General features: G+C 57.5%; 18 protein-coding genes. 8 read left to right on the top strand and 10 right to left on the bottom strand.

Features of this window, described 5'->3' with window-relative positions; translation table 11 throughout:
* Positions 1 to 48: 48 nt before the first annotated feature.
* Positions 49 to 699, top strand: a complete 651-nt coding sequence (locus AC05K6_RS08740) for a 5-formyltetrahydrofolate cyclo-ligase (protein ID WP_293790970.1) — start codon at positions 49 to 51, stop codon at positions 697 to 699.
* A 52-nt stretch (positions 700 to 751) separates the two neighbouring features.
* On the top strand, positions 752 to 1,183 hold the full coding sequence (gene mscL, locus AC05K6_RS08735; RefSeq protein WP_293790969.1) for a large conductance mechanosensitive channel protein MscL: 432 nt from the start codon (positions 752 to 754) through the stop codon (positions 1,181 to 1,183).
* An 11-nt stretch (positions 1,184 to 1,194) separates the two neighbouring features.
* Here mscL and AC05K6_RS08730 read toward each other — a convergent pair whose 3' ends face one another.
* The 7 genes from AC05K6_RS08730 to AC05K6_RS08700 form a co-directional block, all read right to left on the bottom strand.
* Complete coding sequence (locus AC05K6_RS08730; protein WP_476728333.1) at positions 1,195 to 1,464, bottom strand: hypothetical protein; 270 nt, start codon at positions 1,462 to 1,464, stop codon at positions 1,195 to 1,197.
* Position 1,465: 1 nt separating this feature from the next.
* On the bottom strand, positions 1,466 to 2,053 hold the full coding sequence (locus tag AC05K6_RS08725) for a MogA/MoaB family molybdenum cofactor biosynthesis protein (RefSeq protein WP_448308393.1): 588 nt from the start codon (positions 2,051 to 2,053) through the stop codon (positions 1,466 to 1,468).
* 139 nt (positions 2,054 to 2,192) lie between these two features.
* Positions 2,193 to 3,701, bottom strand: coding sequence for a S1C family serine protease (locus tag AC05K6_RS08720; RefSeq protein WP_476728332.1), 1,509 nt, complete (start codon positions 3,699 to 3,701; stop codon positions 2,193 to 2,195).
* A gap of 122 nt (positions 3,702 to 3,823) precedes the next feature.
* Complete coding sequence (locus AC05K6_RS08715; protein WP_476728331.1) at positions 3,824 to 5,389, bottom strand: sensor histidine kinase; 1,566 nt, start codon at positions 5,387 to 5,389, stop codon at positions 3,824 to 3,826.
* A complete protein-coding gene (locus AC05K6_RS08710) occupies positions 5,386 to 6,081 on the bottom strand; it encodes a response regulator transcription factor (protein WP_293790964.1) in 696 nt (231 codons plus the stop codon). Before AC05K6_RS08710 ends, AC05K6_RS08715 begins: the two co-directional genes overlap by 4 nt.
* A gap of 170 nt (positions 6,082 to 6,251) precedes the next feature.
* Entirely contained in the window at positions 6,252 to 6,419 is a 168-nt protein-coding gene (gene rpmF, locus AC05K6_RS08705) for a 50S ribosomal protein L32 (protein WP_293790963.1), read from the bottom strand.
* A gap of 66 nt (positions 6,420 to 6,485) precedes the next feature.
* On the bottom strand, positions 6,486 to 6,749 hold the full coding sequence (locus AC05K6_RS08700; protein ID WP_005293662.1) for a type B 50S ribosomal protein L31: 264 nt from the start codon (positions 6,747 to 6,749) through the stop codon (positions 6,486 to 6,488).
* A 471-nt stretch (positions 6,750 to 7,220) separates the two neighbouring features.
* On the opposite strand from AC05K6_RS08700, the gene rpmB reads away from it, so the two are divergent.
* The 6 genes from rpmB to AC05K6_RS08670 all read left to right on the top strand — a co-directional run bounded on the left by rpmB (position 7,221) and on the right by AC05K6_RS08670 (position 10,186).
* Positions 7,221 to 7,457, top strand: a complete 237-nt coding sequence (gene rpmB / locus AC05K6_RS08695) for a 50S ribosomal protein L28 (RefSeq protein ID WP_005293665.1) — start codon at positions 7,221 to 7,223, stop codon at positions 7,455 to 7,457.
* A gap of 2 nt (positions 7,458 to 7,459) precedes the next feature.
* Positions 7,460 to 7,624: a 50S ribosomal protein L33 gene (gene rpmG / locus AC05K6_RS08690; RefSeq protein ID WP_005279910.1), complete on the top strand. Its 165-nt coding sequence runs from the start codon at positions 7,460 to 7,462 to the stop codon at positions 7,622 to 7,624.
* 3 nt (positions 7,625 to 7,627) lie between these two features.
* On the top strand, positions 7,628 to 7,933 hold the full coding sequence (gene rpsN / locus AC05K6_RS08685) for a 30S ribosomal protein S14 (protein ID WP_005293669.1): 306 nt from the start codon (positions 7,628 to 7,630) through the stop codon (positions 7,931 to 7,933).
* 15 nt (positions 7,934 to 7,948) lie between these two features.
* Positions 7,949 to 8,197, top strand: coding sequence for a 30S ribosomal protein S18 (gene rpsR, locus AC05K6_RS08680; protein WP_005293672.1), 249 nt, complete (start codon positions 7,949 to 7,951; stop codon positions 8,195 to 8,197).
* 252 nt (positions 8,198 to 8,449) lie between these two features.
* On the top strand, positions 8,450 to 9,208 hold the full coding sequence (locus AC05K6_RS08675; protein ID WP_476728330.1) for an RDD family protein: 759 nt from the start codon (positions 8,450 to 8,452) through the stop codon (positions 9,206 to 9,208).
* 33 nt (positions 9,209 to 9,241) lie between these two features.
* Positions 9,242 to 10,186: an AEC family transporter gene (locus AC05K6_RS08670; protein ID WP_293790961.1), complete on the top strand. Its 945-nt coding sequence runs from the start codon at positions 9,242 to 9,244 to the stop codon at positions 10,184 to 10,186.
* On the opposite strand, the gene AC05K6_RS08665 is transcribed toward AC05K6_RS08670, so the two are convergent.
* The 3 genes from AC05K6_RS08665 to AC05K6_RS08655 form a co-directional block, all read right to left on the bottom strand.
* Positions 10,183 to 10,671: a CD225/dispanin family protein gene (locus AC05K6_RS08665; protein WP_293790960.1), complete on the bottom strand. Its 489-nt coding sequence runs from the start codon at positions 10,669 to 10,671 to the stop codon at positions 10,183 to 10,185. The two genes, AC05K6_RS08670 and AC05K6_RS08665, sit on opposite strands and share 4 nt — an antisense overlap.
* 93 nt (positions 10,672 to 10,764) lie before the next feature.
* Complete coding sequence (locus AC05K6_RS08660; protein WP_293790959.1) at positions 10,765 to 11,193, bottom strand: DUF2752 domain-containing protein; 429 nt, start codon at positions 11,191 to 11,193, stop codon at positions 10,765 to 10,767.
* The gene (locus tag AC05K6_RS08655; protein WP_293790958.1) at positions 11,184 to 12,377 is read right to left on the bottom strand and encodes an acetyl-CoA C-acetyltransferase; all 1,194 of its coding nucleotides are present in this window, start codon (positions 12,375 to 12,377) and stop codon (positions 11,184 to 11,186) included. Before AC05K6_RS08655 ends, AC05K6_RS08660 begins: the two co-directional genes overlap by 10 nt.
* Between the last annotated feature and the right edge of the window lie 23 nt (positions 12,378 to 12,400).

Raw genomic sequence — 12,400 nt, 5'->3', positions numbered from 1 at the left:
TTCTTTCCCAGATCAAGCATTTTGCCCTCTGCAGTAGGCTCGAAGGCGATGAAAGATCTTTCTACCAGCAAAAAACTTGCCCGCGCCGCAGTCCGTGCCGCTCGCACCGCCCGAACTGATCAGCGCCCAGCGCGCGACCGCGCAATCCAGTCCCATCTTCTTAAAGCCCTCACGAAATTGCCTGCAGCACCCTCAACTCTCACTATCGCCAGCTATGTCCCCTTACCTGGCGAGCCCGGAGGCGCTGATCTCCCTGACGTTATTGCTAGTACTGGCGCGCGAGTTCTTCTCCCAAGGGTGTCCCGAAACAATGCCTCAGCTTCAAACGGCTCCCCCAGCGACGGCACCGTTGAAGGATCTACTCACGTCCCTGTCCTCGAATGGGTCGAGTTTCACCCCGAAAACCCGAACCTGGTTGCTGGAACTTGGGGGATTCTTGAGCCGGAAGGTAATGCGATTCACACTTTTCCAACATGCGCGGATGTAATTATTACACCTGCGCTGGCGATTGATTATCATGGGATACGGCTCGGGCAAGGTGGTGGCTTCTACGACCGGGCACTGGCCGACCGCCCCTCACACATCAATGTGTGGGCAGTGGTGGACCACGAAGAGTTCACACGCATCGTCCCTAGCCGGGAGCACGACTTGGTCGTCGACGCTGTGATCAACGACCTCGGTTTCTTTCCCGTCATGTAGTTGCTTGTACTGACCGCGCATGCGTCGCGGACAAGAAAGGTCTTTCAGCACAATGCTCGAAGGTTTTAAGAAGTTCATCATGCGCGGCAACGTTATTGAGCTTGCCGTTGCCGTTATCATCGGCGGTGCGTTTACCGCAATCGTTACTGCTTTCACCAGTGGCATCATCGAACCGCTGCTCGCAGCCGTTGGTGGATCCCCTGAGTTTGGCCTTGGCTTCCACCTGCGTGAGGGTAACCCCGCCACTTTCGTCAATATCGGTGGCATCCTGACCGCAATCTTCAACTTCTTGATCATCGCTGGCGTTATCTACTTCCTGATGATCATGCCGATGAACAAGCTGGCAGAGATCAACGCTCGCCGTAAGGGCATTGAGCCGGAGGAGGCTACTGCAACCGAGACTGAGCTGCTAGCCGAGATCCGAGACCTGCTCATCGAGCAACGCGGTGGCGAGGCTGAGCCGACCGGCAAGCACGCCAACTAAAGTCCACCGGACTAACCCCAATGCGGTGGACGCTGCTCCTCTAGGTAGCGGCGTTCCAATTCCGCAGAAGGCAGCTCATCACCCCACTCATCCTGAACAAGGTCTGAGTGGGGTTTCGTCGTTTTGGAGGCGATGGCGTCAAGAAAAGAAGTCCCCGGGTTCTGCGCCTGGCCGACCTTGCCGAAGAACCTGCGGCGACGACCAGAAACGGGTTGTGGAACCTCTAGGTCATAGCGATTGCGGTAACCGGGTTGGTTCGAACCCGAGTGCCGTCGGGCCATGCTAAGCCCGGTTATTCATATCGTCGACAACGTGACGAACCAGCGGCCCCAAAGTGGCCATACCGTCGCGAATCGCTCCGCGAGAACCGGCGATGTTCACCACCACGGTGGAACCGGAGATGCCCGCAACACCGCGGGAAAGGCCCGCATCCAAAGAGTTCGCCGCCAAGCCCGAGGATCGAAGCGCTTCAGCAATGCCCGGAATCTTGCGATCCAACTCCGCGCGTGTAGCCTCCGGCGTCTTATCCCGCGGACCGGTTCCGGTTCCGCCGATGGTGACAACAAGATCCGCGCCTCCGACAACGGCGGTTTGAATAGCCTTGCGGATCGCCCCCTTTCGGGACTCAACGCTGAGAACGGCGTCGACCAAGAAACCTTCCTCGACCAGCAGCTCTGCAACCAGTTCCCCGTTCTTCGCTTTTTCCTCAGGGAAATCGGTTACGAGAACAACCATGGCGTGCAGGGGCGGATCATCGAGAAGCTGCTCGCGGGTTCGCTCCTTGGCGTCCAAGGAGTGAAACAGTGCGTCATCCGGCTCGGGGATCTCCTCTGCCAGTCGCTCCACCTGTGCGTGATCCACGGACTTCATGACCGCGACTTCATTAATGTCCGCAGACTCTGGGTTAGCCTTCCGAACGGCCACTGCGATCCTCCTGAATAAATAAACGAACGTAACTAATAAAATATCCCGTCCGCCTACTGCTGTACAGGCGAACGGGGATGCCGGACTACTCGGCGGTAGTTAGAGTGAGCTCAACCTCACGTTCTTCTCCATCGCGACCTTCTTTAACCTTGAGCTTTACAGTGTCTCCCACTGCGTGCGATCGGATAGCCGCAATCAAAGCAACGCCGGAATCCACACGTCGCTCGTCGACGTGAGTAACCAGGTCGCCCTTCTTCAAACCAGCCTTATCCGCAGGACTGTCTTTGTTGACGTCGACGACGACGGCGCCCACTTCATTGGATCGAGTATTGACCTTCGCGCCGATAATCGGGTGCTCCGCTTTACCCTTATCGATCAGCTGCTTTGAGATGCGTTCGGCCTGGTTAATCGGAATGGCAAAGCCCAAGCCAATAGAGCCCGCTGACTCACCACCAGTGGAGGCGATAACAGAGGGGATGCCAATGAGCTTGCCTTGCATATCCACCAGTGCACCACCGGAGTTGCCGGGGTTAATGGAAGCATCCGTCTGGATCGCATCAATCAGAGAAGCTTCGCCACCATCTTCGCCAGATGCCTGTACAGGACGATTCTTAGCAGAAACAATGCCCGTCGTCACCGTGGCCGATAGCCCAAGGGGGGAACCAATCGCCATCACGTCTTCGCCCACGTTCACAGCATTCGAATCACCGAACTCAATGGGCTTAAGGTCCGTGACGTTCTTTGCCTTAATCACCGCGATATCCGTCTGCGGATCGGTGGCTACGACCTCCGCCTCGAGAGTACGACCGTCGTTGAGAGCCACTTCCATTTTCGCCTTTCCGCCTTCAGCGGCAGAGACAACGTGGTTATTCGTCAAAATGAGACCATCAGAGGAAATGATCGAGCCAGATCCCTCGTCACCGCCTTGAGACGTGGTGACGCGAATTGACACGACTGAAGGTAGAACCTTGTTAGCCACATCGGAGGTGCTTCCCGGCTCTACCGGGTTAGAAGCCTCTTTTTCCTTTGCGGACTTATTGGTGGTGTTAGAGCTGTCGAAAGACGTTGTGGCATTGTTGCTGGACTTGTTCTCATTCAAGGCATCCATGCCCACGTAAGTCACCGCGGAGGCCACCACGGCACCGGTCAGCAACAACGCAGCAACCGCTGGTGTCGACCAACGCTTCTTCTCCCGTGGCTGCGGCGCCATCGGATCCTGTGGCACTAGCGGATCCTGGAACGGTTGGCTCTGCGCCTGCTGGGGCTGCATCTGCTGGGGTTGAATGTGCTGAGCCTGGATCTGTTGAGTCTGATTATCCTCCAGACCCGTTGGCCACGCTCCCGGTTGCACCGGCGAGCCAGCGTGCGTTGCCGGATACTGTGGCGTACCTTGCTCGCCATTCCAATGAATATGCTCGCGCCCTATCTTGCGAGCCTCTGTGCCACCACCGACGTTACCGTTTGCATTAGCGTCCGCGTTGGCGCCGCTAGCGCCTGCACTAGCTCCAGGATTCTGAGCTGCTTCCCGTCCCCCATCGGAAAAGTCCGGTTCGCCCGGCATTCGCTGCCCATTCCCCGAAGTGTTCTCACCCATATCGTGTTCCCTTTCGTTCATGGACACCAGTATGTCTGTCATATATGTAGGTCAGCGCTACGAACGCTGTAACTTTTCTGCCAGTTTAAGAAAAATCAGCGGACAAATGTTCCCGACCCACGTCACTCCTGCGATTCCCCAGGCAGTCCAGGAAGAACGGCACGCATGAGAGCACCGCCGTCATCGGACTCGTCAACCACGATCACACCGTGGTGGCGCTCAATAACTTGCTTCACGATCGCCAACCCCAAACCGGATCCTGGCATTGATCGAGCCTTTATTGACCGATAGAAGCGGTCGAATACAAGTTCTCGATCCTCCTGCGGAATGCCCGGCCCCGAATCTGCCACACGAATCTCCACCTCTTGCAATGCTGAATCTTCTAGATGGGAAGCTGCGGCGTCACATCCCTCACCAGCGATTGGCTGCATCCAGACCCGCACCACACCGCCTTCGGGCGACCATTTGGCCGCATTATCCAGCAAATTAAGCAGCGCACGCGACAGGGCGAAAGAATCTCCCTGCAGGTTCCACTCAATGAGGTGGGTATCGAAGGTCACGTCGGGACGACGCCTTTGCACGCGTGTAATGCCTTGCGCGATGAGCTCGGAAATCTCGACAGTGCTCAAGACCTCTGGGTCGGAGTCCTCACGGGCTAGGTCAACAAGATCGCCGATCAGACCGCTCATTTCGTCGATCTGCGCAATGACGTCTCGCTCTATGTCTTTGCGGTCTTCATCACTTATGCCGGGACCGTCACCGTCTTTTCTTTGCGACGCCAACATCAGCAGCTCCACGTTTGTACGCAGCGACGTCAGAGGTGTCTTCAGCTCGTGTGAGGCATCCGCAACCAGATTCTTCTGTTTCGTCTGGGCCTCTTGCAGCGCATTCATCATGTTGTTGAACGACACGGTCAGCGCCCCTAGCTCGTCCTGAGAGTAGACGGGGATCTGCCGCAGCTCACCGGTACGGGAGACTTCATCAGCAGCCCGGCGCAGCCGGGTGATCGGCTGAGCACCGGAGTTCGCCACCGCTATGCCCACGATAATCGAGGCAATAAAACCTGTCGTGGCAATGAGAATCAACACTAGCCACAGAGATTCCAGGGTTTGATTGGTAAAGGAAATATCCAGACGCAGCACGATGACACGACCGTCTAGCGCAGCAATGGCGAAACTGCGGGTATCGCCGTTGCTTTCGAAAACGTATGGGTCATCGCCCACCAACACACCGACTTCGTCGGCGCTGAGAATACCCTCGAACTTCGATAAATCTGCCTGCCGTCCCGCCTGCTCAGCGGGGACGACGAGCACACTCATGTTGTTGTCGGAGTCAAAGAAGCGAGGGCGGTAATTCTCCCCTTCGCCGGTTTCACTGGTTGGAAACTCGAATCCAGAATCGATATAAGCCTGTGCCTGAGTCTGCAGCGTCTTATCCATCTCTTGCGATAGCACCTGCTTGACAGTGGCATAGGAAGCTACGGTGATAATCGCGATACACAGCATCACTACGATGGCTGTGAGCCCAGCCAAGCGGACACGCAGAGATAATCCGCGCAGAGAAAAACGCACCGACTTTACTAGTCGGCCGCTTCTGCTTTCGCTAGAGCCACCGTCTTTCTCGGCCTGGGTGTAATCCGTTCCGGGCTCGACCGCAAGATTCTCCTCCGGGAGCCTACGCAGGATCACGGTGCAGTCTCACGCAGCGCGTAGCCCACTCCCCGCACAGTGTGAATCAAACGGCTTTCGCCATTGGCCTCGGTCTTGCGTCGGAGGTAACCGATGTACACCTCCAGAGCATTGCCGGAGGTTGGGAAGTCGTACCCCCAAACCTCTTCCAGGATCGTGTTGCGAGAAAGAACCTTTCGCGGGTTGCTCATCAGCAGCTCCAGGAGGGCGAACTCCGTGCGGGTCAGGCTGATCTGGCGGTCGCCGCGGTACACGTCGCGAGTCTCCGGGTTGAGGGTTAGATCCTCGAAACGCAGCGGTTCGTGGGACTCACCCTCCTGAATCGCCGGGCGGGCAGCGCGACGGAACAGTGAGCGGGTACGCGCCAGCAGCTCCTCCAACGCAAAGGGCTTCGGCAAGTAGTCGTCTGCACCAGCATCGAGACCGGCAACGCGCTCTTCCACGGAGTCGCGGGCAGTGAGTAGAAGGATAGGCAGATCATCGCCATGGCTGCGCAGTTCGCGGCAGACATCCAGCCCATCCTTTTTCGGCATCATCACGTCAAGGATGGCAAGGTCTGGTCGCTCATTGGTGATGGATTCCAGAGCTTCTTCACCATCCGTCGCCAGTACGACAGTGTAGCCGTTAAAGATCAGGGAACGGCGTAGGGATTCACGCACTGCCTGGTCGTCATCTACAACAAGAATCTTCATACGAACCATTGTGCCTTCGAATCTGTGGCCATGCTCGTGCGCAACAACTTTTTTAATGAACACACAGCTTTTCTTATATGTCTTAACAAGGCAAAATCCCCACCACACTGTGTGTGCGGTGGGGATCGATACGCTACGAACGTAGCTTTAAAATCGCTATGGAATCAGACCTAGTCCAGATCGATGAGACCCAGCTGAGCGGCCTTTACCAGACGGCGAGGAATCTGAACTTCCTGGCCCTGGACCTTAACGTTCTGCAGAGCAACGTTGTCGGCCTTCCACTGGGAACGGCGGGAGTGCGTGTTTGCACGAGACATACGGCGCTTCGGTACTGCCATTGTCTTCTACCTCCTTATTAAAGGTGTGAAATAGATTTCTTGGGATCTGTTTAGTGAGAAGAGTTCTTACTTCTTCTTGCGGCGGGTCATGTTGCCGTAGCGACGCTGGAACTTCTCCACGCGGCCGGCGGTGTCCATAACGCGCTGAGCGCCGGTCCAGAAGGGGTGGGACTCACTGGTCACGTCAACGACGATGAGCGGGTACTCGTTGCCGTCTTCCCATTCAACGGTGCGGTCGGAGGTAGCGGTGGAGCGAGTGATGAACTGGTGTCCGGTGCTCGCATCCTTGAAGACTACGGGGTGGTAGTCGGGGTGGATATCCTTCTTCATGGTTTCCTCTTATTCCCTTAGGTGTGTGTACATCAGGTCGGTCCTGCGAATCTGTTACGCAGGTCGTGCCTGAGTCGGGTCATAAAAAGCAGCGCGCCTTCTCTGCCTTCTTTATTGACGCCCTTCAGGCCACTCGGTTACCGAGGGGCTATTAAGGCGCGACAAAGTTAGTCGCACAACGAGGGACTATGATAGCGAACAAACACCTCATTAATAAAATCGCGTTTGCCGTGCTGGGACGGTGTCACAGCAGGGCGCGATGAGAGCATAGGGCGTCACAAAGAGCGATTAGGTTATAGCGCACCCGTGGGGTAAAGTTAGCTCCCGCTGTTGTCTATGTAAACGTCATCGCCGGACGGATTTAAGGCTAAAAACAGCGCCCCACCACGTAAAACTCAAGGCCCGTCTAACCATGGGTTTTAGATGTGCGCGGCGCTGGCACCTTTGATCTCCGGCGGAAGGAGAAAACCCATGTCGGCATATTGCCAGGTCACGGGACGCAAGCCGAGCTTCGGCAAGTCTGTGTCCCACTCGCACCGCCGCACGAACCGTCGCTGGAACCCGAACATCCAGCGTCGTACGTTCTACTTGCCCTCTGAGGGCCGTTCCATCACGCTGAACGTGTCCACTAAGGGTCTGAAGACCATTGACCGTGACGGCATCGAGTCTGTCGTTGCCAAGATCCGCGCCCGTGGGGAGAAGATCTAACTATGGCACGTAACGATATCCGCCCAATCATCAAGCTGAAGTCTACGGCTGGCACCGGTTACACCTACGTCACCCGTAAGAACAAGCGCAACAACCCGGATCGCATCACCCTGAAGAAGTTCGATCCGATCGCCCGCAAGCACGTCGAATTCCGCGAGGAGCGATAATTTATGGCTAAGAAGTCCATGATCGCGAAGAACGAGCAGCGCAAGGAAATCGTCGCCCGCTACGCGGAGCGTCGCGCTGAGCTCAAGAAGATCATCAAGAACCCGAACAGCACCGACGAGGAGCGCCTGGATGCACAGTGGGAGCTGAACCGTCAGCCCCGCGACGCTTCCCCGGTTCGCGTCCGTAACCGCGACGCAGCCGATGGCCGCCCGCGCGGCTACCTGCGTAAGTTCGGCCTGTCCCGTGTACGTGTCCGCAACATGGCTCACCGCGGTGAGCTGCCGGGCGTACGCAAGTCCAGCTGGTAAGGGGGAGCTTTAACAATGAAGCGCACCAACATGAAGAAGGCGCGGATGGAACAGTCCCGCCGCCCGAAGAAGAACCCGCTCAAGGCCGAGGGCATTGAGACGGTTGACTACAAGAACTACGACCTGCTGCGTAAGTTCATCTCCGAGCGTGGCAAGATTCGCTCTCGTCGCGTAACGGGCCTGACCCCGCAGCAGCAGCGCCAGGTTGCCACCGCCGTGAAGAACGCGCGCGAGATGGCACTCCTGCCCTTCCACAGCCGCTAAATAGCCGTCTCCTTTGCAAAAAGGGGATGCGCAGTGGCTGCGCAGCAGGGCTGCGCGCTTAAAGCGTCGCTGCCCGCAGACGTTTAACAGACACGATTAAAGACCCAACGCCCTTGTGCTCTAAAGCACGAGCCCGGCGGTGGGTCTTTTTCGTACCCTCCGCCAGCAAAGAAAAATGTCGGCTATGCTGGCACAGTAAACCAATTCGAGCACACTCGTGCACGTACTGAGAAACAGTGAGGATGTCTGCCGTTGAGCAACAACTACCCCAATAACTCCAACCCGAATGGCGATCTGCCGAACTTCAACGATTACCCCGGAGGCAATGCCGGCGAGTCGAATCCCTTCAATCAGGGAAATCCCTACGAGCAAGCCGGCTCCTATGATCAGAGTGTTGGCAACGGCTACGGCGGAAATTATTACGGCGCAGTAAATAACAATCAATACGGTGCCCCTGCCTTCCCTAACGCTCCGGCCTTCAACGATGCTCCGGGGAACGCCCCGCTTCTTGGCAATGGTCGTCCCGGCGCTTGGAAGCGTTTCCTGGGGCTATTCCTCGACAGCTTGCTGATTCTGATCCCTGCTATCATCTTGGTGCTTGTCATTGGCGGCCAGGACTTTATGGATTGGGTCGAGGCGAGTTCCTCAGCTAACCCCGGTGAAACGCCAAGCGTCCCCTACCCCACTGCGAAGATGGCAATCGCTAATGTGCTCACGGCAATCCTTTGGTTTGTTTACCGTGTCTTCATGGAGTCCAAGAAGGGTGGCACTCTCGGCAAGATGGCTATCGGAGCCCGCGTGGTCTCTGCCAATGGTCAGAACATCACCCCAATTGACTCGATGAAGCGGAACTCCTGGTACTTCCTCACCGTGATTTTCAACTTCATTCCTACTGTTGGCTCCTTCCTATTGCTCGCCGTCTACATCGCCGTCGGCGTCAGCATCGGTACCAATTCTCAGAAGCAGTCGTTCACCGACAAACTTGCTAATGCCTACGTAGTGAACAAGTAGCTTCTAGCCAGTCCACTCCCGTATCTAAAACGAATGCTCAACGTCCTCTCCGGCTTTGCCGTCGTCATCTTCGTCATCGCGATCGGCTTCGGAGTAGGGCGTCTTCGTCTTTTAGGCCCCAATGCGGTCTACACCCTCAACATGTTCGTGTTCTGGATCGCGCTGCCCTGCACGCTGATCACGTTCATGTCCAAAACGGACATCGCCCAGCTTTTCGGGCCGAATTTGTTGGTTGTGGCGCTGTCCACCCTCACCACGGGCTTTATGGCCTTCTTGGGCTATCGTTGGCTCACTAGGCGTTCCACCGAGGATTCCATCATCGCGATGCTCGCCTGCACCTACTGCAACGGCTCAAACCTCGGCATCCCCCTGGCTGCCCACTTGATGGACGATCCCACCCTTACCCTCCCCGTCATCCTCTTCCAGGTCGGATTCTACGGCCCGCTGAGCGTGCTTGCGCTGGACATGCGCACGGGCAAGCAGACCACCAGCTTCGTCCGCTCCACTGTGCTGACGATCCTGAAGAACCCACTCATCATCGGCGCCGTAATCGGAATCGTCATCTCGCTGCTGCAGCACAACACGGGCTTCATTCTGCCCGGCATCATCGCCGACCCAATGGGAATCATTGCAGACGCGACTGTCGGCTGTGCCCTCATTGCCTTTGGCATGTCGATGGCGGAGGTTCGCGTACTCCAACCTGGTCTATCGCCCCGTTGTTCTGTGTGGGCGGCGTCGCTGGTCAAAACTGTCGTGCACCCCGCCATCGCCACGTTCTACGGCGTTTTTCTTTGTGACGCCTCGTCTCAGTTGCTTCTGGCCATGGTGCTCCTGGCCGCCCTCCCGACCGGACAGAACGTCTTTACCTATGCGCAGCGCTTCGGCGTCAATAAAGTACTAGCGCGAGACACCGCGGTGGTTTCCACGGGTCTCGCGCTACCGGTGATGGCGCTCATAATGATGTTGCTAAGAGTCTAGATGTCGCTAAGGCTGAGTCCTAGAAAACCCGCAAAGATAACGAAGTAGACGATGAAACCCACGGCGAAGACGCATGCTGATGCGAGAGCCAGGTTTCTCGCAGTGTCGGAGGCACTTTGTGCGCCTGCATAGTCCCCACGGAGCCAGCGGCTTTCCACTTGGGAGGAAAAGTAGATTCCAACTGCCCCCAACGGTAGGCAGCAAATGATAGTGGCCAAAATCGTTGCCCACATCCAGTTATCGGGTGGAGTTCGTCCCACTCCCGGCTGGTATGCCTGCCCCAGTTGCGCTCCATAACCAGCTGACTGGTTCTGGTAGCCGCTGTACCCGCCATTCTGGTAACCACTGTTCTGGTAACCGCCATAGCTGGAAGATTGGTCAGGGGAGGGAGTCTGGTTATACCCACTGTTGTACGGATAAACCTGCTTGTCCTCTAGTCCAAACGGGTCTTCATTGGAAGGCCCCTGGTCATAGGGATTGGTCATTGGTGTCCTTAGTTTTTCGCACTTTGGGTTCTCAAGTGACGCTATCTTCCTAGCACACCCATACTACGAGCAAAGCCTAAAGGCTGTAGGAACCTACACTCGAAGTTCCAAAAATGGCGAAAACGGCAGTATGCGAGCTATAAACCACAGCCCTATCACCACCCCTACGACCAGAGGTGCGTGTCGATAGTGTTCCCAATTGGGTATGTGCTTCCCCCAGGCTCGCCCGATCCAGACTAACCAGCTCCACACGAGGAGGAATAGTCCGAGTACCCCAACGGCGTTATAGCGCAGCGCCGCGCCGAAGTCTCCCTGTACCAGCGCCTGGATCATGCGCATCGAGCCGCAGCCCGGGCAGTTGAATCCGAAAAGCGCTTTCGTGGGGCATTCCGGGATGAACCCGCCCGGGGTCTGCGGGTCAGCTGAGGCAATGGCGCAGCACGCGCAGACGGCTGCCGCACCAACTGCTAGGGGCAGCAGCTTGGAGAAAGCCCCGCCGCTCTTAAGCCGACTTAGCGCCACAGCAGCAGAGCGTCACCTTGGCCGCCACCGCCACACAGAGAAACGGCGGCCTTGCCGGAGCCGCGGCGCTTCAGCTCGTGCGCTGCGTGTACCACCAGGCGTGCGCCGGAGGCACCGATGGGGTGCCCCAGGGAAATGCCGCCGCCGTGGATGTTGGTCTTGTCCAGCGGGTAGTCCAGGTCCTTGATGGACTGTGCAACCACGGAGGCGAATGCCTCATTGATCTCCAGGAAGTCCAGGTCGCCAGCCTCCCAGCCGGCCTTCTGCAGCGCTGCAGCGGTGGCCTGCGACGGTTGGGAGTGCAGCTTAGTGTCCGGGCCGGCAGTCTGTCCGTACTCCCCCAGGGTGGCCAGGATCTCCAGCCCCTTGGTCTCAGCGTTTTCGCGGGTGGTCAGCACCACGGCCGCAGCACCATCGGAAATCTGGGAGGCAGAAGCAGCGGTGATCGTACCGTCCTTCACGAAGGCCGGGCGCAGCTTCGCTAGCCCCTCGGCTGTGGTGCCGGGGCGGATGCCCTCATCGGCGGTAACGGTTACGGTTTCCTTGCGGCCCTTCACCTCGATCGGAACGATCTCCTCGGCAAAGACGCCCTCGTTGGTGGCAGCCTCGGCGAGCTGGTGAGAGCGGGCTGCAATCTCGTCCTGCTCCTCGCGGGTGATGCCACGCTCAGCGTTACCCTCGTCGGTCTCAAGGCCCATGGCCGTACCCTCGTTCGGGTCAGACAGACCATCGCGCTCCAGGGAATCCTGCAACGCCAGGGAGCCATAGCCCTTACCTGCTCGCACGCCTGCGGCGATGTGCGGGGCGTTGGTCATGGACTCCTGACCACCGGCGACGACGATGCTGGCATCGCCCAGGCGGATCAGACGGGAAGCATTAATAACGGCATCCAGGCCGGACAGGCACACCTTGTTCACAGTCATGGCCGGAACGTTCATCGGAATACCCGCCGCCACAGCGGACTGCTTCGCCGGGTTCTGCCCGGAACCTGCCTGTACGACCTGCCCCATCAGTACGTAATCCACGTCTCCCGCTGCCACACCGGAGCGCTCCAATACGGCCTTGATGGTCTCTGCACCCAGATCAACCGAGCTCTTCTTCGCCAGCGCACCGAGCATGCGTCCCTGCGGGGTTCGTGCTGCACCTACAACGACAATATCCTTAGGGTCTTCCTGCAAGGTCATCTGATAAATCCTAACTTTCGAAA

It is taken from the genome of Corynebacterium sp. TUM25020 (assembly GCF_056388495.1).
The sequence above is the reverse complement of the archived record's forward strand: the minus strand, read 5'-3'. Positions and strand labels throughout refer to the sequence as shown.